This is a genomic window from Corynebacterium sp. HMSC077D03 (genome assembly GCF_001808545.1).
Classification (GTDB): domain Bacteria; phylum Actinomycetota; class Actinomycetes; order Mycobacteriales; family Mycobacteriaceae; genus Corynebacterium; species Corynebacterium simulans.
This window is the reverse complement of sequence record NZ_KV793690.1, coordinates 24,388-45,600: the sequence shown is the minus strand read 5'-3', so window position 1 is coordinate 45,600 and position 21,213 is coordinate 24,388. Positions and strand designations below refer to the sequence as shown.

Annotated in this window: 17 protein-coding genes and 1 pseudogene; 13 read left to right on the top strand and 5 right to left on the bottom strand. The window is 61.8% G+C overall.

Annotated elements, in window-relative coordinates; genetic code table 11:
- The first annotated feature begins 5 nt into the window (after positions 1-5).
- From ftsH to HMPREF2888_RS06745, 10 genes are read left to right on the top strand one after another with little or no spacing between them, the layout of a single operon-like run.
- Positions 6-2,348 (top strand): ATP-dependent zinc metalloprotease FtsH, encoded by a 2,343-nt coding sequence (ftsH, locus tag HMPREF2888_RS06790; RefSeq protein WP_070518555.1) that lies wholly within the window; start codon positions 6-8, stop codon positions 2,346-2,348.
- Entirely contained in the window at positions 2,338-2,928 is a 591-nt protein-coding gene (gene folE, locus HMPREF2888_RS06785; RefSeq protein WP_061924723.1) for a GTP cyclohydrolase I FolE, read from the top strand. The genes ftsH and folE overlap by 11 nt, the downstream gene beginning before the upstream one ends.
- 2 nt (positions 2,929-2,930) lie before the next feature.
- Positions 2,931-3,866, top strand: a complete 936-nt coding sequence (gene folP, locus HMPREF2888_RS06780; RefSeq protein WP_070518554.1) for a dihydropteroate synthase — start codon at positions 2,931-2,933, stop codon at positions 3,864-3,866.
- Positions 3,866-4,240, top strand: coding sequence for a dihydroneopterin aldolase (folB, locus tag HMPREF2888_RS06775; protein ID WP_061924717.1), 375 nt, complete (start codon positions 3,866-3,868; stop codon positions 4,238-4,240). Before folP ends, folB begins: the two co-directional genes overlap by 1 nt.
- 2 nt (positions 4,241-4,242) lie before the next feature.
- Complete coding sequence (gene folK / locus HMPREF2888_RS06770) at positions 4,243-4,710, top strand: 2-amino-4-hydroxy-6-hydroxymethyldihydropteridine diphosphokinase (protein ID WP_062037134.1); 468 nt, start codon at positions 4,243-4,245, stop codon at positions 4,708-4,710.
- The gene (locus tag HMPREF2888_RS06765; protein ID WP_061924713.1) at positions 4,707-5,171 is read left to right on the top strand and encodes a DUF3180 domain-containing protein; all 465 of its coding nucleotides are present in this window, start codon (positions 4,707-4,709) and stop codon (positions 5,169-5,171) included. The genes folK and HMPREF2888_RS06765 overlap by 4 nt, the downstream gene beginning before the upstream one ends.
- Before the next feature lie 37 nt (positions 5,172-5,208).
- Positions 5,209-6,312, top strand: coding sequence for a DUF6779 domain-containing protein (locus HMPREF2888_RS06760; protein WP_070518553.1), 1,104 nt, complete (start codon positions 5,209-5,211; stop codon positions 6,310-6,312).
- A complete protein-coding gene (locus tag HMPREF2888_RS06755; protein WP_201040757.1) occupies positions 6,313-6,984 on the top strand; it encodes a 6PGD fold domain-containing protein in 672 nt (223 codons plus the stop codon). It abuts the gene before it with no gap.
- A complete protein-coding gene (locus HMPREF2888_RS06750) occupies positions 6,981-7,748 on the top strand; it encodes a pantoate--beta-alanine ligase (RefSeq protein WP_070518552.1) in 768 nt (255 codons plus the stop codon). Before HMPREF2888_RS06755 ends, HMPREF2888_RS06750 begins: the two co-directional genes overlap by 4 nt.
- 10 nt (positions 7,749-7,758) lie before the next feature.
- Complete coding sequence (locus HMPREF2888_RS06745) at positions 7,759-8,673, top strand: 2-dehydropantoate 2-reductase (protein WP_070518551.1); 915 nt, start codon at positions 7,759-7,761, stop codon at positions 8,671-8,673.
- Positions 8,674-9,024: 351 nt separating this feature from the next.
- Here HMPREF2888_RS06745 and HMPREF2888_RS06740 read toward each other — a convergent pair whose 3' ends face one another.
- Positions 9,025-11,115: a PhoX family protein gene (locus HMPREF2888_RS06740; RefSeq protein WP_070518550.1), complete on the bottom strand. Its 2,091-nt coding sequence runs from the start codon at positions 11,113-11,115 to the stop codon at positions 9,025-9,027.
- Between the two features lie 165 nt (positions 11,116-11,280).
- Here HMPREF2888_RS06740 and lysS point away from each other — a divergent pair, with 165 nt between their 5' ends.
- Complete coding sequence (lysS, locus tag HMPREF2888_RS06735; protein WP_062043275.1) at positions 11,281-12,858, top strand: lysine--tRNA ligase; 1,578 nt, start codon at positions 11,281-11,283, stop codon at positions 12,856-12,858.
- Positions 12,859-12,864: 6 nt separating this feature from the next.
- Here lysS and HMPREF2888_RS06730 read toward each other — a convergent pair.
- Together HMPREF2888_RS06730 and HMPREF2888_RS06725 are read right to left on the bottom strand one after the other, a co-directional pair.
- A pseudogene (locus HMPREF2888_RS06730) lies at positions 12,865-14,055 on the bottom strand (serine/threonine-protein kinase); the annotation flags it as partial.
- Between the two features lie 43 nt (positions 14,056-14,098).
- The gene (locus HMPREF2888_RS06725; RefSeq protein ID WP_062037152.1) at positions 14,099-14,539 is read right to left on the bottom strand and encodes a hypothetical protein; all 441 of its coding nucleotides are present in this window, start codon (positions 14,537-14,539) and stop codon (positions 14,099-14,101) included.
- A gap of 175 nt (positions 14,540-14,714) precedes the next feature.
- Between HMPREF2888_RS06725 and HMPREF2888_RS06720 the strand changes: the two genes are divergently transcribed.
- Complete coding sequence (locus HMPREF2888_RS06720; RefSeq protein WP_256374954.1) at positions 14,715-16,139, top strand: MDR family MFS transporter; 1,425 nt, start codon at positions 14,715-14,717, stop codon at positions 16,137-16,139.
- Positions 16,140-16,146: 7 nt separating this feature from the next.
- Here HMPREF2888_RS06720 and HMPREF2888_RS06715 read toward each other — a convergent pair whose 3' ends face one another.
- On the bottom strand, positions 16,147-16,773 hold the full coding sequence (locus HMPREF2888_RS06715; protein WP_070432303.1) for a hypothetical protein: 627 nt from the start codon (positions 16,771-16,773) through the stop codon (positions 16,147-16,149).
- A gap of 13 nt (positions 16,774-16,786) precedes the next feature.
- A complete protein-coding gene (locus HMPREF2888_RS06710) occupies positions 16,787-18,190 on the bottom strand; it encodes a hypothetical protein (protein ID WP_083281212.1) in 1,404 nt (467 codons plus the stop codon).
- A 251-nt stretch (positions 18,191-18,441) separates the two neighbouring features.
- On the opposite strand from HMPREF2888_RS06710, the gene HMPREF2888_RS06705 reads away from it, so the two are divergent.
- Complete coding sequence (locus HMPREF2888_RS06705; protein WP_061924678.1) at positions 18,442-21,162, top strand: ATP-dependent Clp protease ATP-binding subunit; 2,721 nt, start codon at positions 18,442-18,444, stop codon at positions 21,160-21,162.
- Positions 21,163-21,213: the final 51 nt, after the last annotated feature.

Here is a 21,213-nt window from a genome sequence, read left to right as displayed (position 1 = left end):
TACTAATGAAAAACAAGAAACTCCTTCGCTACGGCGGAATCGCAGCGCTTGTACTCGTAGCGCTTTATGCATTCACCTTCTTTACCAACGATGCACGCAACTATGTCCAGGTGGAGACATCCGTAGCGGTCAAGCAGCTGACGGACAAAAACGTCGCTGAGGCGCAAATCGACGACCGCGAACAGCAGCTGCGCCTCAAGCTCAAAAAGCCAGTGACGGTGGAAGAGCGCGAAGGCGTCGAAGAAATCATCGCCAAGTACCCGGCCCGCGCCGGCGAACAGATCTTTAACTCTGTTAAGGACTCCGGCGCGGAGAAGTACCAGACCAAGGTCACCCAGGAATCCTTCCTGGGCTCGATGGTCAGCTTCCTGTTGCCGATGATCATCCTGTTCGCGTTCCTGTTCTGGTTCATGTCCCGCATGCAGCAAAACGGCGGCGGCATGTTCGGTATCGGCGGCTCCAAGGCCAAGGAGCTGACCAAGGACATGCCCACCAACACGTTCGAGGACGTGGCTGGTGCCGATGAAGCAGTGGACGAGCTGCAGGAAATCAAGGATTTCTTGGATGATCCCGAGCGCTACCATGCCCTCGGCGCGAAGATTCCGCGCGGCGTTTTGCTCTACGGTCCTCCCGGCACGGGTAAGACGCTGCTGGCCCGCGCCGTTGCGGGCGAGGCGGGAGTTCCTTTCTTCTCCATCTCCGGCTCGGACTTCGTGGAGATGTTCGTCGGCGTGGGTGCTTCCCGCGTACGCGACCTGTTTAAGCAGGCGAAGGAAAACAGCCCGTGCATCATCTTCGTCGACGAGATTGACGCCGTGGGCCGCCAGCGTGGCTCCGGCACCGGCGGCGGACACGACGAGCGCGAGCAGACCCTGAACCAGCTGCTGGTGGAGATGGACGGCTTCGGCGACCGCGAGGGCGTCATCCTCATTGCGGCCACCAACCGCCCAGACATCCTGGACCCGGCTCTGCTGCGCCCGGGCCGCTTTGACCGCCAGATCCCGGTCACGAACCCGGACCTGGCCGGTCGCGAGCAAATCCTGCGCGTGCATGCGAAGGATAAGCCGCTGGCCAAGGAAGTCGACGTCGCCCAGCTGGCCAAGCGTACCGCCGGTATGTCGGGTGCGGACCTGGCTAACGTCCTGAACGAGGCTGCACTTTTGACCGCCCGCATCGGCGGCAATGTGATTACTTATGACGCTCTCGAGGAGGCCACCGACCGCGTCGTCGGCGGCCCGCGCCGCCAGGGCAAGATCATCTCCGAGCACGAGAAGAAGGTCACCGCGTACCACGAGGGCGGCCACACCCTGGCTGCCTGGGCGCTGAAGGACATTGAGCGCGTATACAAGGTCACCATTTTGGCCCGTGGCCGCACGGGTGGCCACGCGATGACCTCCCAGGAAGATGACAAGGGCATGTACACCCGCGACGAGCTTTTCTCTCGCCTGGTCTTCGCCATGGGCGGCCGTGCTGCCGAGGAGCTCGTGTTCGGCGCGCCGACAACCGGCGCTTCTTCTGATATTGAAAACGCCACCAAGATCGCTCGTTCCATGCTGACCGAGTACGGCTTCTCCCCGGACCTTGGCACCGTGAAATACGGCAAGGAGCAGGGCGACCCATTCGGCTACGGCATGGGCGGCGGCTCCATCGAGTACTCCGAAGACGTGGCTACCCGCATCGACGAGCAGATGCGCTACCTGTTGGATCGCGCGCATCAGCAGGCCTACGACATCTTGGCGGAGCACCGCGACTACCTGGATAAGCTCGCAGAGATGCTGCTGGACAAGGAGACCTTGCGTCGCCCCGACCTGGAGGGCATCTTCGAGGGCATCGAGCCACGCGCGGCTTTCGACGTCTTCCCGAACGAGGACGATCGCTTCCCGCGCCAGGCTGGCCGCGAGCCAGTCAAGACTCCGGCCGAGTTGGCCAAGGAACGCGGCGAGGAGCTGCCACCGCGCATGACTTTGGTTGAGGCTTCCCGTGCGGCACGCGAGCGTCGCCTAGCAGGCCAGGACCCACAGCCCGCCGGCGAGATCGGCTTCAACTTTGGCCAGCACGCGGGCGACAAGGTCGAAAGTGAGAAGAACACTTTCTTCGCACCCGAAGAAGAACAAGCCGAGAAGCAGGCCCAGCCTGCTCCGGCTCCCGAGACTCCCGCTGGCCAGGCCCCGAGCGACCGCCCGACCACTGAAATTCCCCGCGTCGGTAGCCGCCACGCCAAGCCGCAGCCTGACCGCGACCAGTGGTCCAGCTTCGGCGAGAACCAGCGTGCCAATAACCCGTACAACTCTCCTCGCTCTGGCAACCAGGGCCAGGCCAGCCCCTACAAGGATTCAGATGAGCAATAACATCCCCGCCAAGGGCGAATTTGATCAGGCCCGCGCGGAGGCAGCGATCCGCGAGTTGCTCATCGCAGTAGGGGAGGACCCCGACCGCGAGGGCCTGCAGGAGACGCCAGCCCGCGTCGCGCGCGCTTACAAGGAAGTCTTCGCCGGCCTGCACGCGGACCCAACCGAAGTCCTGCACAAGACCTTCGCCGAGGAGCACCAAGAACTGGTCTTGGTGCGCGATATCCCGATTTACTCCACCTGCGAGCACCACCTGGTGCCTTTCTACGGCGTGGCGCACATCGGCTATATCCCGGGCCCAGACGGCCAGGTCACCGGCCTGTCCAAGCTAGCCCGCCTGGCCGATATGTACGCCAAGCGTCCGCAAGTCCAGGAGCGTCTGACCTCCCAGGTTGCCGATGCCCTGGTGGAGGTCCTCCACGCGCAATCTGTCATCGTGGTCATCGAATGCGAGCACCTGTGCATGGCCATGCGCGGCATCCGCAAGCCTGGCGCTACCACCACGACCTCGGCCGTCCGCGGCGGTTTCAAGTCCAATGCCGCTTCCCGCGCTGAGGTAATGAGCCTTATTAGGAGCTAGAAATGACTGTCAGTGACTTGACCGTCCCGGGCCGCACGCTGGTCATGGGAATCGTGAACGTCACCGAGGACTCTTTTTCTGACGGCGGGCGGTGGCTCAACATCGATGCCGCGATTGAGCACGCCCGCGAATTGGTCGCGGCGGGTGCAGACATCATCGATGTTGGCGGCGAATCCACCCGCCCCGGCGCAGTCCGCGTGGACGCGAAGGACGAGGAAAACCGCGTGGTTCCGGTCATCCGCGCGCTGCACGAGGAGGGCATCAAGACCTCCGTGGATACGATGCGCGCGTCGGTGGCGGCGGCGTCGGCAAGCGCGGGCGTGGACCTCATCAACGATGTCTCCGGCGGGCTTGCGGACCCTGACATGCTGGCCGCGATGGCCGATAGCGCGCTGCCCGTGTGTCTGATGCACTGGCGTACCGTGCAGTTCGGCTCCGCCGCCGGCAGTGCGGACCATGGCGGCGATGTCGTACGCGACGTGCACGAACGCCTTGCGCAGCTGAGCGACGCCGCCCTTGAAGCAGGCGTGCGCGCTGACAACATCGTCCTGGATCCGGGCCTGGGCTTTGCTAAGACCCCGCAGGATAACTGGGCGTTGTTGAAGGCACTGCCGAGCTTCCTTGAGGGCGAGTTTCCGATCCTCGTGGGCGCTTCCCGCAAGCGCTTCCTCGCCGCCATCCGCGAGGACCGCGGCGTGGAAGCCTCGCCCGTGCTCGCCGATCCCGCCACCGCCGCTGTCACCGCGATCTCCGCGCAAATGGGTGCGTGGGGCGTGCGCGTGCACGAGGTCGGCGTCTCCCGCGATGCCGTCGACGTCGCCGCCGCGTGGAACGCTGGCTTGGCCTATTCTGGCGGCGTAAACGCCACCCGCAGCTACACCAACGGCGCTGCGTCCGGCGCCATGTCCGGGGCTGTGTCTAAGGAAGGAAACCGCTAATGGCAGACCGCATCGAACTGACCGGCCTGGAGTGCTTTGGCTACCACGGTGTCTTCGAAGAAGAAAAGCGCGAGGGTCAGCCCTTCCTGGTGGACATCACCTGCTGGACTGAGTTCCCAACCACAGATGACCTTGCGAACACCGTAAGCTACGCCGAGCTTGCCGACGTCGCGGCGGACATCGTCGAGGGCCCGTCGCGCGATCTCATCGAGACCGTGGCCAACGAGGTGGCCGATACCGTGATGCAGCGTTATGACCTGCTGCATGCGGTCGAGGTGACCATTCATAAGCCGAAGGCGCCGATTCCGCGCACCTTCGCCGACGTCGCCGTCGTGGCGCGTCGCTCGCGAAAGAGCATGCGAGGAGGCAAGTGACGATGCGCGCGGTACTTTCGATTGGCTCCAACATGGATGACCGCCGCGCATTGCTGCAGACGGTCTTCGACGAGTTCGCCGCGGAAACCGTGGCAGCCTCGCCCATTTATTCCACCCCGCCGTGGGGTGTTACGGACCAGGACGAGTTCCTTAACGCGGTGCTCATCGTGGACGTAGAGGAGAGCCCATTGGAGTTGCTGCGCCGCGGCCAGGCCCTTGAGCAGGCCGCCGAGCGCGTCCGCGTGCGCCACTGGGGCCCGCGCACCCTGGACGTGGACATCGTGCAGGTAGAAGGCGTGACCTCTAGCGATCCGGAACTGACGCTTCCGCATCCTTATGCCCACGAGCGCGCCTTCGTGCTGGTGCCATGGCTGGCTGCGGACCCAGATGCGCGGCTTGGCGATACCCCGGTTGCAGACCTCATCGCTGCGCTCGACCCGGCCGAGGTAGAGCAGGTGAAGCTGGCATGAAGCGGACGTCGATAGGCTGGCTTGTCGGAGTAGGGCTCTTCGTTGCCGCTGCGGCTGCGATTTTGACCTCCCGCTTTTATGGCTCCATGCTTGCCATCCCGGCGACTGTCTCCATTTCCCTGTGGGCCGTGACGGCCGTGTGTGTCTTTTTGACGTGGAAGGTGCGCCAAGCCAAGAGCAAAGAACACGGTATTGGTCTAGATAACTCGCAGCTCAATCCCATGACCATCGCGCAGTTTCTGCTCGTGGGCAAAGCCTCGGCGTGGACCGGCGCCATCGTCGGCGGCGGCTACTTGGGCATGTTGGTCTATGTGCTCCCTCATGCGAATGAGCTGGTGGCCGCCGCTAGTGACCTTACGGGCGTGCTGACTTCCGCCCTCGGCGGCATCGCCATGGCAGTGGCTGGCGTGGTTTTGGAACGTCACTGTGAGGTGCCGCCCGACGCGCTGGGGCAGACTTAGTGGGCTAATTAAAGGATCGGACTGTAAATTGGTTTCCATGACTGCTCCGACCCCTGAACCACAGCAATCCGCCCCCAAGAAAGCAGACGCCGGCTCGATTGGCCTTATTGCACTGGTGATTTTGGCTGTCATCGCCAGCTTGGTCATGCTCATTTCGGGCTCTGCTAGCGCTTTGAAGCTGGCGCTCATCGCCGCATTGTGGGCGGCTGTCCTGGGCTTTTTCATGGTGGTGCGCTACCGCCGTGAGGCCGCGGAATCGGCCGCGCTGCTGGAATCTGAGCGCGCCCGCAAGGTCGAGCCAACCCAGGGTGATTCCGACATTATGGAGGAAATTCGCCGGGAGCTGGCCTCCATCCGCGCCCAGATTGAGGAGCTGTCTGGCCGCGAGTTCACCTATGAGCCAGCCGCGCTGCACGCAGAGGCACGTCGCATCATGGAGCTTGAGGAAAAGACCCGCGAGCCAGAGGCCAACTTCACCCAGGCTTCCAAGGGTGCGCCAACTGCCGACGCCGTCGCCGGCCGCCTCGGCTCCCAGCCCAGCGCCCGCACCCCGCAGCACAACCCGCTGGATGACATCATCTCCCAAAAGGTCCAGCAGCGCGGCCAGCAGACTCAGCAGTCCCAGCAGGCGCAGCGCCAGGCCCAGGAGCGCGCCCGCCAGTCCTTTGGACGTCCGACCTTCCCAGCACAGGGGCAGGCACAGCAGGCACAACAGCCGCAGAACCAGCAGGCGACTGCCCAGCAGCAGCCGCAGGCGAAGCCGGCCTCCGCAAAGCCGAGCCAGCACTTCCCAGGTGGCCAGCCGCAGAAGTCCCCGCAGTCGACTTTCGACACCGCTTCCTTCCAGACCGTGCGCTGGGATGGCCAGCAGTCCTCCCACTCCAAGCCGGCAGAGACCAAGTCCGCGCAGGCTAGCGGCCACCACGCTGCCAACGCCGCGCAGTCTGCTGGCGCACAGCAGGGCCAGCAGGGCCAGCAGGCACAGCCGCAGCAGCAGCAGGCAAGGGCGGCGCAGCACGCTAGCCATAAGCACCGCGCGCCGGAGCAGGAAGGATCCCGCGGCCGTCGCCGTAGCGACGAGGCACGCGAGGGCTCTGTCTCAGTGGCCGAGCTCATGGCCGCAATGAAAAAGAAGAAGTAAATGCGCGCACCGCGGATGCGCGTCGCGCTCTTCGGAAACTCGCAAGCCGGCCAGCTTCTCGCTGAGGAGATGCGCATGGTCGGCCACACCGTGGAGTCGCTCACAGAACTAACCGAGCTACAGGACTATCAAGCACTTATCATCGCGCTTGGCGATGCCCGCTTGGAGCAGGCCGTCGACATGCTCGAAACCTACGTGCACGACGGCCTCATCGTCTTTCACACTTGCCTTTCCCGCGGAGTGCAGGTGCTCGATCCCCTAGAGACTCGCGGCTGCGTCGTCGCCGCCATCGCGCCGTGTCATGCGCGCCGCTGGGCCACCACGACTATCGACGAGCTTGGCCAAACCATCGCCGAGCTGGTGTTGGGGGAGTTCCAAGCCAGCGGGGCGTCGCTAAGCGATAGCGAAAGGCCCGCGTTTGCCGCCCGCGTGTACTATGCCCAGATGATGACCGAGCTGGCCGTGCGCGCGAACGAGGATGTATTCAGCGAGACTCTGGTCAAAAGCGCCGAGGCCCTCGAAGCGGCCGAAAGCGCCGAAATCATCGCGGCGTATCGAGGCATCACCGAGCCCGGAATGCGCCGCGCTTTCGTCGAAGCGGCCCGTCGATTCGGCGAGGTCTTTCGCCGCGAAGAACTAGAAATGTGGGCGCTACAGGAGGAGAACCGATGAACATCGTCGAGGACATCGAACGCATTCGCATGGTGGGCAGCGCCTACCGCAAGACCGGCCGCCGCGTGGTCCTGGTTCCCCTGGGTCGCGGCGTGCACGCGGGGCATCTGGCGCTGGTGCAGGCCGCCCGCCGGATTCGCGGCGCGGTGGTCGTCGTGGCGCTCACCGACCTGCAGGATGCGCAGCTGCTTGGCGAAGTCGACGTCGTCTGGCATGCGCCCCAAGCCCCCGAACGCACGCGGATCGTGCCGCAGTGGCATGGCATGGAGGACATTAGCGCTGAGCTAACGCGCATCATTGGTCTGATTGGTGCGCTTGGGCCAAGCGACGTCGTCATGGGCGAGAAGGATTATGAGCTGCTCGTCGCGACCCAGCAGGCGTGCACCGATTTGCACCTGGGTGTGCGTGTCCAGGGCGTGCCGGCGGTGCGCATGGCTGATGGCGTGGTGATGAGCCTGCGCAATGCGGACGTGGCGCCGGAAGCTCGCGAGCAAGCTAGTGCGTTGTCGGCGGCGCTGACCGCGGGTGCCTATGCGGCCGAATCTGGTGCTGAGAAGGTGCTTGAGGTAACGGGCGAGGTGCTGGCTGCTGCAGGTGTGGAACCGGAGTACTTGGAACTGCGCAGCCGTGACTTGGGCGAGCCGCCGGCTGAGGGCGACGCGCGCCTCTTTGTCGCGGCCACACTTGGCGGGGTGCGGCTAATCGATAGCGTCGGCCTGCCATTGGGTATCGGTTTCCGCAATTTGGAGAACCAAGATAGCTAGTCTGGAATCCATGAAGATTGGATTTCTGGGCGCAGGCGCCATTGGCGGTTACTTTGGCGGCACTCTTTCGCAGGCAGGCCACGAGGTGGGCTACGTAGCCCGCGGCAAAACCCTGGAAGTCCTGCGCTCGGGGCTCACGCTTATCGACGCCTCCGATAACGAAACCTTCATCCCCTCCCCACCGGCGGCGGAAACGTTTGCCGAGCTAATTGAGCAATTGGGCGGACTCGGCGTGGCCATTATCGCCACGAAAGCGCTGCCGGGGAATGACACTTTCGGCCCAGATCCGGAATCGCTCACGGGTATTCCCGTGGTGACCACCCATAATTCGGTGGAGATTCCGTACTTGGCTGCAGCGCATTTCGGTGAGGAAAATGTGCTGGCTGGTGTTGCTCGCGTCTTCGCGACCCGCCTGGGGTCGGCGAAGATTAAGCGCAACCCCGGTCCGTTGAGCTTGGCATTCGGCCCGATGGCGGGCTCGATTCCGGTGGGGCAGCAGTTGGCCGCTGCCTTGAACGAAGCCGGCGCGCGGGGCAAATATCATGCGGAACCATTGGTCGATGTGTGGGCCAAGGCCATGTTCGTAACCACCACGGGCACTTTGGGCGCATTGGTTGACCGGCCGATTGGTTACCTCGTCGACGAAATCCCGGGGCAGTTGGAGGCCTTCATGCGCGAGGTCGAGATTGTCGCTCGAGCGTTGGACGTCGCGCTGCCGAATAACGTGGTGGAGCAGACGATGGGTTTCGCCCGCGAACAGTATCCGCAGGCCACGACATCAATGCAGCGTGATATCAAGGACCGTTTGCCCAACGAGCTCGATGCCCAGGTCGGCGCCATTCGCCGGATGGGCCAGCGCGCTGGAGTTGCGACCCCGCTCTTCGACTTTGCTCAGGACGTGCTGGAGGCTCAGCTGCGCAACTAGCGCGCCCGCCCTCACTGAGCAAACACCCAGGCCTGGAACTGCACCCCTGGAAACCCAGACCTCCTGTTCGCGGTGCGCTGTCATTTTTCGCGCCCGGACCGCGACCTTGAGGTCTTGGTATCCAGGCCTGGGTAAATGGAAAGTGGTGGAGTAGCGGCGAGGTAGTGCGCGCCACAAATGCAAATGGTGAGGTCACCCCGTAACCACTGCGGCCTGTGTTGGCCAGTGTGATTATTGTTGGGTGACCTCACCATTTGTTCCTCACCATTTAGTTAGGCAGCAGCCAAATGGTGAGGTGGTGGCCAAATGACTAGGCAGCGGCCAAAGGCGAGCGGCGAAAAGGAGAGCGAGCTAGTTAACGCCAATCTTGCCGTCTTTCCATACCACAACCACGGCCGGGCGCGGGGTGGTCTTGCCACCGTCAGGCCAGTGGGAGGTCGCGGCGTCGAAGGTGGCGTCGTCAGCCTCGCCCGGGTGCTGGACGTTGACCATGACGCGGTCGTCGTCAACGATTGGGCCACAGGTCTCTGCGCCGGCCGGAACCGTGAGGAAGCACTTCAGCTCACCGCGGGTATCGCCGCTGGTGGTGACTGCATATAGGCCGTCGTTGCTGTCCAGTGCGTTGCCGTCGGTGGTAATCCACAGGTTGCCGTGGTTGTCGAAGGCCAGGTTGTCCGGGCAGGAAATCGGGGAGACCTTGGACTTATCGAAACCACCAAAGTAGGTGTTGGCTTCATTCGGGTCGCCGCAGACCAGGAAGAGGTTCCAGGTGAAGGACTCGCCGGCGTGGTCATCCTCAATTTCCATGACCATGCCGTTCTTGTTCTCCTTGACTGGAGCCCATTCCTTGGCATCTTCCTTGTTCTTCTTGGCGTTCTCGCCGGTAGCGCCGCGGTAGGAGTTATTGGTCAGCGCCACGTAGACCTTGTGGGAATCCGGGTGGACCTGGATGTCCTCAGGGCGGTCCATCTTGGTAGCCCCCACCTTGTCAGCAGCCTCACGGGTAAAGATCGCAACCTCTTCCGCGCTGAAGCCATCAACGTGAGATTCAAACTTGTTGTTCTCCGTGTCAGAGGTCAGCAGCTTGACCCACTTGCCCTTGCCGTCGAAGGCGCCGTCCTCAGGCAGAACGCCCGAGCCGTCGATTTCGTCCTCAGGGGAGTTGCCCTCCATCACGGCGACGTACAGGGTGCCGTGGTCCAGGATGGAGAGGTTGTGCTCGATGTTGCCCTCTTCGTACTTCTTGGTGGAGATGAACTTGTAGATGTATTCGAAGCGGGAGTCATCGCCGGAGTAGCAGACCACGGTGCCGTCATCAGCGATGTGGATGTTGCCTGCCTCGTGCTTGAAGCGGCCCAGCGCGGTGTGCTTGACCGGAGTAGAGGTTGGGTCCAGCGGGTTAATCTCAACGATCCAGCCGAAGCGGTTTGGCTCGTTTGGCTCCTTGGAGCAGTCGAAGCGGTCGTCGAAGCGCTCCCACTTGCGGGCGGTTTCCTTGTCCTCAATACCGAAGCGCTCCAGCGACTTCTTTGCCTTCTCGTCCTTGATATCGCCAGCAGCGAAGTACTGGTCAAAGTTCTCCTCGCCAGACAGCATGGTGTTCCATGGGGTCACGCCGCCGGAGCAGTTGTTCAGCGTGCCGCTTACGGTCTCACCCTTTGGATCGGCCTTGGTCTTGACCAGGTCGCTGCCCTTAGCAGGGCCAACCAGCTGGAACGGAGTAGTTGCAGTAATGCGGCGGTTTAGCGGGCCGAACTCGCGCTTGAGCTCGCCGGTATCGCCAACCTTGGAGACCTCCAGGATGGTGTGGCCGTGGCCAGCCCAGCCGATCTTGACCTGCTCTTCGGTGGGGTTCTCCGGGTCATAATCCGGGAACATCATCGGCTCGGTGGTGTACTCGTGGGAGCACATGTAGACCAGACGCTCCGGGTTATCCGGGTGCTCGATGAGGCCCGCGAAGTCATTGTTGAAGCCGAACTGCTTTTCCGCAGCTTCCGCACTTTGCTTATCGACGTCGAATTCCGGTGCCCCCTCAATCACCGGGTCACCCCAGGCGATGAGCACTGACTGCTCGTAGCCCTTCGGTACAACGACCTCGTCTTTGGTGTTTGGCTCAACTGCTTCAAACTGCATGCCCTCTGCAGAGGTGAGCTCGACCTTGGCATCGGTAGTCTTGCCGGCGCCTGCGTTGCCCTCGGAGTCACCCGGGCCAGCGCCGTCGCCAGAGCAGGCGGCCAGGGCTGCCGAACCGCCTACTGCAACCACGCTGAGGCCGCCCGCGCGCAGTGCGGTACGGCGAGAAAGCGGGGTGGTGAAACGGTCACCGAAGTAGGAGTTGTTGGAAGGGTTATCGCATTCGCCCAAGCAGGCGTTGCCGCACTTGTAGGTGCAGGTCAGCGAGGAACGCGAGGAAGTAAAGAGGTTAAGGCCCTTGAGTGCCATAATGTGATGCTCCTGATTTCATGTTTCAAGTCATGAGGTTTGCCGGAGCTTATATAAGCGCATCTGCATTTACAGCCTGTGTAATCGAAATGTCATTTGAATGAACACTCGTTAAACGGGTACGAGATCGCACTGTCTCAAGGGGATCGACTACCCTAGACAATCGTGAGCGAGCAGAAGAATACCCCCGAAGTAAACGACGTCCCTGAGCAGCTGCGCATCCGCCGCGAAAAGCGCGAGCGCCTGCTGGCTGAAGGCACCGAGGCATACCCGGTCACCGTTGACCGCACCATCGCCATGAAGGACCTTCGCCACAAGTTCCAGGTCCTGGCAGAAGACCAAGAGCCGGGCCAGGAAGCCGACGTAACCTACCTGCACGCAGGCGACGAGACCGAGGTCGAGCACGCCATCGCCGGCCGCCTTATCTTCATGCGCAACACCGGCAAACTTTGCTTTGCCACCCTGCAGGACGGTGACGGCACCCAGGTACAGGCCATGCTTTCTTTGGCCGAGGTCGGCGAAGAGCAGCTGGCTGCCTGGAAGTCCGACGTTGACTTGGGGGACTTCGTCTCCGTGCGCGGCCGCGTCATCGCTTCGCGCCGCGGCGAGCTTTCCATCATGGCCACCAAGTGGACCATGGCGGCGAAGTCCCTGCGCCCGCTGCCCGTTTCCTTCGCGGACATGAATGAAGAGACCCGCGTGCGCCAGCGCTACAACGATCTCATCGTGCGCGAGGAGGCTCGCAAGAACGCGATGACCCGCGTGAAGGTCATGCGCGCGCTGCGTAACTACATGGAGGATCAGGGCTTCGTCGAGATCGAGACCCCGATGCTGCAGACCTTGCACGGTGGCGCGGCAGCTCGCCCGTTCGTGACCCACTCCAACGCTCTCGACATCGACCTTTACCTGCGCATTGCGCCGGAGTTGTACTTGAAGCGCGCCGTCGTTGGCGGCATCGACCGCGTCTTCGAGATCAATCGCAACTTCCGTAACGAGGGCGTCGACCGCTCCCACTCTCCGGAATTCGCCATGCTCGAGACCTACGCGGCCTGGGGCGATTACAACGATTGTGCTCGCACCACTCGCGAGTCCATCCAGGCTGTGGCCGAGGCCGTCTTCGGCTCCCACAAGGTCACCCTGGCTGATGGCACCGAGTATGACTTCGGCGGCGAGGAATGGCCGGAAATCGAGATGTACCCATCCCTGAACGAGGCGCTTGCCCGCAAGTTCCCGGGCCAGCCGGAGGTCACCATCGACTCCACCGTGGAAGAGCTCAAGGAGATTGCCAAGGTCATCGGCCTGGACGTTCCAAAGAACGGCGGTTGGGGCCACGGCAAGCTGGTCGAGGAGATTTGGGAAGTCCTGTGCGAGGACCAGCTCGAGGGCCCAATCTTTGTCAAGAACTTCCCGGTTGAGACCTCCCCGCTGACTCGTCAGCACCGCTCCATCCCGGGCGTTACCGAGAAGTGGGATCTCTACGTCCGCGGCTTCGAGTTGGCCACCGGCTATTCCGAGCTGGTGGACCCGGTTATCCAGCGCGAGCGTTTCGAGGATCAGGCCCGCCTGGCCGCCGGCGGCGACGATGAAGCCATGGTTCTCGACGAGGACTTCCTGGCCGCCATGGAGCAGGGTATGCCTCCAACAGCCGGTACCGGCATGGGCATGGACCGCCTGCTCATGGCACTTACCGGCCTGGGCATCCGCGAGACGGTTCTCTTCCCAATCGTGAAACCGGAAAAGTAGACGGCTTTAGCAGGCTGGAATCTCGGCTGCGGATTCCAGCTCGCCCCGATAGAAAATCACAAAATTCGAGTGTTTTCCGTCGGGGTAGAATCCGGTGAGGTCGTCTGCATAAGCCACGACCTCTAAGCTGCAGCGATCGCCTTCCTTGCGCGCACTACCCCGCCCAGGGGAGGCTTTTTTGAAATCGCTGCGCGCGTCGGAGGAGGCAAATTCCAGCACGCTTATCTGCTGGCGCGGGCTGGAGCAGCTTATCGACGCCTCCATCGGCGCCTCCGCTGCCACCTCCTGCGGGTTGCATTTCAGGCCTTCCCAGCCGGTGCCGCCTTCCTTCTCGCCCACAATTTGGGGATATTCTGCTGCGATTTCCTTTTGCGTTCCGCTCCAGTCTTCTTTGGCTAGGTAATTCCATGCACCGGCCACGCCGATGCCGCAGAGACCGAGTACCATCGCGGCTAGAAGCCATTTGCGCGCTGTACTCTTGCGCCGCGGGGTAGCGGTGGGCGTGGTCAGCTCCTCGATGAACTCCTGTGCGCTGGTATAGCGGCGCGCCCGATTTTCCGCGAGAGCCTTGTGCAGCACCGTGTTGATGTGCTCAGCAAAGTCTTGGTTGCGCGGGCCTAAGTCCTGCGCGGTGATTTCCGGAATCAGGCGCGAATGCGCCCATTGCTGCTGGTTGTAGTGCTCGCGCAGATTCTCCAGTGTGAGCATTTCTAGCGCGATGAGTGCGAGGGCATAGCGATCGCTCGCCGCGGTGGCGGAGGGCGCCTTTGCGCTAAGCGACGTCGGATAGAGCTCCGGTGCCAAATAGGCATCCGTGCCCACGCGCATGCCCTCGGAGGTGATGCGATTATCCTCTTCGTAGAGCACAATACCGAAGTCTGTCAGGACCGTCGCCGAGGGGCGCGGATCATCGGGGACCAGGATATTTGCGGGTTTCACATCGCGGTGGACAACCGGCGTGGGAAGGCTGGCCAGGTAGTCCAATGCCTGTGCGATAGGTTCGAGATAGATAGCAACCTCGGCCAAGTCGAAGTGGAGCCCTGCGGCCTTGCGGACCTTCAGGACGTCGTAAAGCGTGCCGCCCTCTACGTAGCGCATGACAAAATAGGGCAAACCTTCCGTCGTGCCGCCGGTGTAAACCGGAACGATGGCGGAGTGGCTGAGGTGGCTCATGCGCCGCATCTCCGCGCGGAAACGCTCGCGTGCATCGGGGCTGGGGTGGCCTTGATGACCTTGATGGCTACGTCGCGTTCCAAGTCCTTTTGGCGCGCGTAGTACACGCGCCCCATGCCGCCCTCAGCGATGAGGCGGATGTCGGTGTAGCGCTCGTCGATTCCTCGGCCAGTTCCTTGGTAGAAGGAATCACCACGCGCGGCACGGCGCTGGGATCCTTGAGAAGCGGGCGCGCGAGAGCTTCGAGCACGCGGCGCTGCTCGTAATTGGGCTCGAAAGTATTCCGGGTAAATTCTGCGTTTGGCAGGCTATCTACCTCGGGTTCTGTGACAGGGGTGCCCTGCACGAGCTCTAATTCATAGCGCATCATCTTGGTGGAAAAACGCAAAAGCGAGGAGCCAAGTGGAATGATGGCGGTGGTTTGGGGAACAACGCGGATAGGAGAATAAGCGCGGTTGCTGGTCGAAGACATCGTGACGGTCAGGAAATTGCCGATGTTTTTGACCAATCACACTCCTTCCGATTCGAAGAAGTGGAGAAAATGGCGGTGTACGGCTAAATCATCTTTCCAACTACATTGCCGCACTCGGGAGAACTCCCCAGATCGCCTTTGAAGTGTCTTTTCTCACAAACGCCTGGTCTTGCTGCAAGATGCGCGCGGGACTGCCCTAATCTCTGTCTTCGTGTCCCAAAATTCTTCTGCTCCCGATTCCTTGTCCCGCGACGTAGTTATTAACCTCACGATTCTGGTCTTGGGCGCCATGATTATGATCTTGAACGAGACCTCGTTGTCGGTGGCATTGCCTGCCGTCATGGCAGACTTTTCCATCCCGGCGACGGCGGCGCAGTGGCTGACCACGGGTTTCATGCTGACCATGGGTGTGGTCATTCCCACCACGGGGTACCTGCTGGAGCGCTTTAGCACCAGGCAGATCTTCTTTGCTTCGACCGGACTCTTCCTCGCCGGCACCGTGATTGCGGCGCTGGCGCCGGCTTTCTTGGTCTTGCTTGCTGGGCGCGTGGTCCAGGCGGCGGGCACGGCGCTAATGATTCCGACGTTGATGACGGTGGCTATGACCCTGGTTCCGCCGCAGCGCCGTGGATCGGTGATGGGCGTCATCTCGATTGTCATTTCGGTGGCTCCCGCCCTGGGCCCCACGGTGGGCGGCGCGATTGTTAATGCTTTGAGCTGGCACTTCATCTTCTGGGCGATGGCTCCGCTGATGGCGTTGCTGGTGGTAGCGGGCATGGCCAAGCTTGTCGACGTCGGGGAAAGCCGCGATACCCCGCTGGACCCATTGTCGGTGGTGCTTTCGGTATTCGCCTTCGGCGGGCTGGTCTACGGGCTTTCATCCATCGAGAAGATGCTGGAAGGCGGAGGCCTGGTGGAAATTATCGCCACCGTGGTGGGCGTGGTTGCTTTGGTTGTCTTTGCTAAGCGACAGCTAGCGTTGGGCAAGGAAAACCGCGCGCTGATGGACTTGCGCCCCTTCCGCGTGCGCAATTACACGATTGCCGTGGTCATCATGCTCGTTTCCTTTGGGCTGATGCTGGGCTCGGTGACGGTTTTGCCGATTTACCTGCAAACCTCCCTCGGCGTTTCCGCCTTGGTTACTGGCCTGGTGGTGATGCCGGGCGGCCTGCTGCAGGGCCTTGTCTCGCCATTTGTGGGGCGCATCTATGACTCTCATGGCCCGCGCCCGTTGATGATTCCTGGCGCCATCCTGCTGGTGTTGGGGCTTGGCGCGATGGCAACGCTGGGGGAGGGCTCTCCGGTGTGGCTTGTGGTGGTCATGCACGTGACCTTTGCGGTGGGTATTGGCCTTATGATGACTCCGCTAATGACTACGGCTTTGTCCTCGCTGCCGAATGAGCTCTACTCGCATGGCTCGGCAATCATGAACACTCTGCAGCAGCTTGCCGGTGCGATGGGCACGGCCTTCCTAGTGGTCTTCTTGACCCGCGGCACTGTTGCTGGAATGGAGGCGGGCATGGACGAAGCCGCCGCCACCGCACAGGGCACGCACTGGGCATTCTTGTTCGCGGCCGTCGCATCGCTTGTGGCACTCGTGCTCGCGCCGATGCTGCGTCCGGTTCCGCAGGATTAGCCTCTAGCTAGCAGGGGGAGAGGAACTCCGCACGGTTGGAGAGGATACGCGGGTTGCCACCCAGGCGGGAAGCTGCGGAACACAGAGCATCGGTATCGAAGCCATAATCGATGGCCACCGGGTAGACCTTGCCCTCTGCTACCTCGCCGCGCACAGATGGGCAGATACCTGGGTTGTAGTATTCCGCGCCGGGGTAGGCAGCGACTGAGCGCTCAAGCTGTGGAAGGGCCTCTTCTGGGCTGCCGGCCACGACGGAATCGACGATGAGCACGCCGTGGCCGTCGCAAGCCACGGTGGCGGGATTAAATCCAGCGGGCAGGCCCGGGTTGGACTTAGTCGGGGCAGGAGCCGTGTATTCCTGCGTGACCGTCTGCTCCACGGTCTCGGTTATGGTTGCAGCTTCTTCAGATTTCTCGCTCTCAGTGCGTCGGCTGCTTTTAGAATTCTCATCCTCTTTCGCGGTGCTCTCAGTTGTAGGGGCTTCGGCAAGTGGGGCTAGCTGGGACTGCGCATTTTCTTTGGCACCGCCTAGCATTCGCATGGCCAGAACACTGCCACCTACCAGTGCAATAAGTGCTAGGACTGCGACGGCAACCGCGATGTAGATGGTCTTGTTTTCCTGCGATTTATCCATGGTCGCTGCTCCTTTAGGCGCACAATTGCATCTTTAGGCGCGCGTTCTCCGCGTCTGCGCCCCAGATAATGAAGGCGGACTGGGTGCCAGGCACTGCCATGTAATAGGTCGGCTCCTCGGCGTTCGGGGCTTCGAAGCTCTGGACGGTGCACTGACCATTGGAAAGCTCGGTGGGATCAGAAGGCAGGATGGCGTCGCGGGCTTCCACGGATTCGTAGGAGGCGACAGAATAGCTTAGGTCCTCGCCCTCACAGGTGATCTTCGCCAGCTGGCCTTCCTCCGGCTCGCGGTGGTGGCACTTGGTATCGCCATAGCCGGAGGTGCCGCTGCGCGAGCCCAGCAGGCCAGGGTAGGCCTCTGCGAGGTTGCTTTCATCATCGTTCCAGCCCGGGTACTGCTTGAAGAAGAAGATGCCGGCGGCGGCGAGAACGACCACTGCCAGTGCGGCGCACAGCGCGATGAGGCCGGTCTTCTTGCCAGAGCCGGACTTCTTTTCTGCAACCGGTGTAGCAAATTCCGCGCCGTGTGGTTGGCCCTGCATCTGCCCCTGCGGCTGGCCTTGTGGGTAGCCTTGCTGGAACCCCTGCTGGTACTGGCCTTGCTGCATCATCGGCTGCTGTTGAGGCATGTACTGCGGTGGCATCTGCTGCTGCGGGGCCTGCTGCGCTGGCTGAGGCTGCGTCTGCGGGTGGGTTTGCTCGCGGGTTGCCGCAGCTTGCGGGCTGGCGAACTGGGAAGCAAAACCTGCGCCTGCGGCACCAGCTGCTCCCGCTGCAGCGACGCCCGCTGCAGCGGTACCCGTGGAAGTAGAGGCGTGACGCAGGGCGTCGATAACCGAGCCAGCCGAGTTGAACTGGGAATCTGGTTTGAACTCCGGATGCGCAGATTTAATGAGCTCCGCAAAGCGCTGCGTGACCTGCTCAGCGGTGACGTTGCCCACGCCCGGGCCTGCCGCACACAGCACCGCATTGCTGCGCGAACCCGTAACCATGATGCGGCGCGGATGCAGCGCATGCATGGCAAAGCCCGCCTGGTTGTTCTGCAACAGGTAATCCACTGCCTCGGCCAAAGGAGTAAAAACTGAAAGCGCCTCGGTCTTGGTGAGATGCTGCGCGCCTAGGCCAGAGCCGGTGAAGGTAGAAAGCGGCTCGCCGGAAAGTGCGGCGCGCACCAGAAAGTCCTGGCCCTTTTCTGTGGTTCCGGTGCCGACGAGCGGGGCGATGGAGCGATGGTGGACGTCGGAAAGCGCGGAGGCTTGCTTAACCGCACCGCGGTGGTTGGGCTCAAAAAGCTCGACCGTCATTGGCTTATTAGAGGAGTCCACGACACCGAAAAGCGTGGAGACCGGGGATTCGTCCATTACGGAAAGCTGACGAAGTTGATGCTGAGTAGAGAAGAACTCAGGGAGCTTTTTCACAGGGATTCATCCTTTAAAGGCAAGCGGTATAGGGTGCGTTTCTTAATTAAGAGTAACGGCCAAACGGACATCGCTAAGCGAAAAGGGGCATACAAGTGGCATAAACTTCCTGTTCGCTACCGGCGTACAGTGGTGTGAGCAGGGGAAATGGGTATATAGATGGGTGGGTTTAAAAAACGGCGAATTGCATGTCCAGTCAGCGCGTTAGAGTGGATGACACATTATTAGCGAAAGCATAGAGGTATAAGGCAATGTTCGAGAGGTTTACTGACCGTGCTCGCCGCGTCATCGTTTTGGCGCAGGAGGAAGCACGCATGCTCAACCACAACTACATCGGCACCGAGCACATCCTGCTCGGCCTCATCCACGAGGGTGAAGGCGTTGCCGCAAAGGCCCTCGAGTCCATGGGCATCTCGCTCGAGGACGTGCGCCGCGAGGTTGAGGAAATCATTGGCCACGGCTCCCAGCCGCACACCGGCCACATTCCGTTTACTCCACGCGCTAAGAAGGTCTTGGAGCTTTCCCTGCGCGAGGGCCTGCAGATGGGCCACAAGTACATCGGCACCGAGTTCCTCCTGCTCGGCCTCATCCGTGAGGGTGAAGGCGTTGCTGCGCAGGTGCTGATCAAGCTCGGTGCTGACCTTCCACGCGTGCGTCAGCAGGTTATCCAGCTGCTTTCTGGTTACGAGGGTGGCAATGGTGAAAATGACGGCCAGTCCCAGGGCGGTCCCGTCGGCGCTGGCGCCGGCGTTGGTTCTGGCGGCCGCACCGCGCCGTCGGGTTCCGGCGAGCGTTCCAACTCCCTGGTGCTGGACCAGTTCGGCCGTAACCTCACCCAGGCAGCCAAGGACGGCAAGCTTGACCCAGTTGTCGGCCGCGAGTCCGAGGTTGAGCGCATCATGCAGGTGCTTTCCCGCCGTACCAAGAACAACCCGGTCCTCATCGGTGAGCCGGGCGTTGGTAAGACCGCCGTCGTTGAGGGCCTGGCTCTCGACATCGTCAACGGCAAGGTCCCAGAGACCCTGAAGGATAAGCAGCTTTACTCGCTGGACTTGGGTTCCCTCGTTGCAGGTTCCCGTTACCGCGGTGACTTTGAGGAACGCCTGAAGAAGGTCCTGAAGGAGATTAACCAGCGCGGTGACATCATCCTGTTCATCGATGAGATCCACACCCTCGTTGGTGCAGGTGCCGCAGAGGGTGCTATCGATGCTGCTTCGCTGCTGAAGCCAAAGCTAGCCCGTGGCGAGCTGCAGACCATTGGTGCAACCACGCTCGATGAGTACCGCAAACACATCGAGAAGGATGCCGCACTGGAGCGTCGCTTCCAGCCGGTCAAGGTGGACGAGCCATCCTTGGATGACACCATCCTGATTCTCAAGGGCCTGCGCGATAAGTACGAGGCACACCACCGCGTCTCCTACACCGATGAAGCACTGAAGGCTGCGGCATCGTTGTCTGACCGCTACATTAATGACCGCTTCCTGCCGGACAAGGCAGTTGACCTCCTCGACGAGGCCGGCGCCCGCATGCGCATCAAGCGCATGACCGCGCCGGAAGGCCTGCGTGAGGTCGATGAGCGCATCGCCCAGGTGCGCAAGGAAAAGGAAACCGCCATCGATGCTCAAGACTTCGAGAAGGCAGCTGGCCTGCGTGACCAGGAGCGCAAGCTCGGTGAAGAGCGCGCGGAGAAGGAAAAGCAGTGGCGCTCTGGCGACCTCGAGGAGATCGCCGAGGTAGGCGAGGACCAAATCGCAGAGGTTCTGGCGCACTGGACCGGCATCCCTGTGCTCAAGCTGACGGAGAAGGAATCCTCCCGTCTGCTGCACATGGAAGAGGAGCTGCACAAGCGCATTATTGGCCAGGACGATGCCGTCAAGGCCGTCTCCCGTGCTATCCGCCGTACCCGTGCAGGCCTCAAGGACCCACGCCGTCCTTCCGGCTCCTTCATCTTCGCCGGCCCGTCCGGCGTTGGTAAGACGGAACTTTCCAAGTCCCTGGCTAACTTCCTGTTCGGCTCTGATGATGACCTCATCCAGATCGACATGGGTGAGTTCCATGACCGTTTCACCGCGTCCCGCCTCTTCGGTGCTCCTCCGGGATACGTCGGCTACGAAGAGGGTGGCCAGCTCACCGAGAAGGTTCGCCGCAAGCCATTCTCCGTGGTTCTCTTCGACGAGATCGAGAAGGCCCACAAGGAGATTTACAACACCTTGCTGCAGGTCCTCGAGGATGGCCGCCTGACCGACGGTCAGGGTCGCATCGTGGACTTCAAGAACACCGTTCTGATCTTCACCTCGAACCTGGGCACCCAGGACATTTCCAAGGCCGTGGGCTTGGGCTTCACCGGCTCCTCTGAGAACGACTCTGATGCGCAGTACGAGCGCATGAAGAACAAGGTCAACGATGAGCTGAAGAAGCACTTCCGCCCAGAGTTCCTGAACCGCATCGACGAGATCGTGGTCTTCCACCAGCTCACTCAGGAGCAGATCGTCGAGATGGTTGAGCTTCTCATCGGCCGCGTGGAGAAGCAGCTGGCTGAGCGCGACATGGGCATCGAGCTGACTCAGAAGGCAAAGGACTTGCTGGCAAAGCGCGGCTTTGACCCAGTCCTCGGTGCGCGCCCGCTGCGTCGCACCATCCAGCGCGAGATTGAGGATCAGCTCTCTGAGAAGATTCTCTTCGGCGAAATCGGCGCCGGTGAAATCATCACCGTTGACGTGGAGAACTGGGATGGTGAGTCCAAGGACAACTCCAAGGCCACCTTCACCTTCACGCCGCGTCCGCGCCCGCTACCGGAGGGCACCTTTGAGGATGACCTCGCTGACGCTGAGGTGCGCGAGAACGAGGAAGAGACTACCGCTGCAGATTCCACCGACACCCCGGATATCCTCTCCAGCGACGTCTTGCCAGAGTCCAATGATGACGACGGCGAGGGCAACCCACCAGCAGCTGGTGCTGGCCAGCCACTCTAAGGCTCGCCGCTAGCTGAAAAGTAAAAGGGGGCGCCTGCGTACAAAATGAGT

Coding starts and splice junctions, on each gene's coding strand:
- ftsH (WP_070518555.1), top strand. CDS start 6: ATGAAAAACAAGAAACTCCTTCGCTACGGCGGAATCGCAGCGCTTGTA.
- folE (WP_061924723.1), top strand. CDS start 2,338: ATGAGCAATAACATCCCCGCCAAGGGCGAATTTGATCAGGCCCGCGCG.
- folP (WP_070518554.1), top strand. CDS start 2,931: ATGACTGTCAGTGACTTGACCGTCCCGGGCCGCACGCTGGTCATGGGA.
- folB (WP_061924717.1), top strand. CDS start 3,866: ATGGCAGACCGCATCGAACTGACCGGCCTGGAGTGCTTTGGCTACCAC.
- folK (WP_062037134.1), top strand. CDS start 4,243: ATGCGCGCGGTACTTTCGATTGGCTCCAACATGGATGACCGCCGCGCA.
- HMPREF2888_RS06765 (WP_061924713.1), top strand. CDS start 4,707: ATGAAGCGGACGTCGATAGGCTGGCTTGTCGGAGTAGGGCTCTTCGTT.
- HMPREF2888_RS06760 (WP_070518553.1), top strand. CDS start 5,209: ATGACTGCTCCGACCCCTGAACCACAGCAATCCGCCCCCAAGAAAGCA.
- HMPREF2888_RS06755 (WP_201040757.1), top strand. CDS start 6,313: ATGCGCGCACCGCGGATGCGCGTCGCGCTCTTCGGAAACTCGCAAGCC.
- HMPREF2888_RS06750 (WP_070518552.1), top strand. CDS start 6,981: ATGAACATCGTCGAGGACATCGAACGCATTCGCATGGTGGGCAGCGCC.
- HMPREF2888_RS06745 (WP_070518551.1), top strand. CDS start 7,759: ATGAAGATTGGATTTCTGGGCGCAGGCGCCATTGGCGGTTACTTTGGC.
- HMPREF2888_RS06740 (WP_070518550.1), bottom strand. CDS start 11,115: ATGGCACTCAAGGGCCTTAACCTCTTTACTTCCTCGCGTTCCTCGCTG.
- HMPREF2888_RS06715 (WP_070432303.1), bottom strand. CDS start 16,773: ATGGATAAATCGCAGGAAAACAAGACCATCTACATCGCGGTTGCCGTC.
- HMPREF2888_RS06705 (WP_061924678.1), top strand. CDS start 18,442: ATGTTCGAGAGGTTTACTGACCGTGCTCGCCGCGTCATCGTTTTGGCG.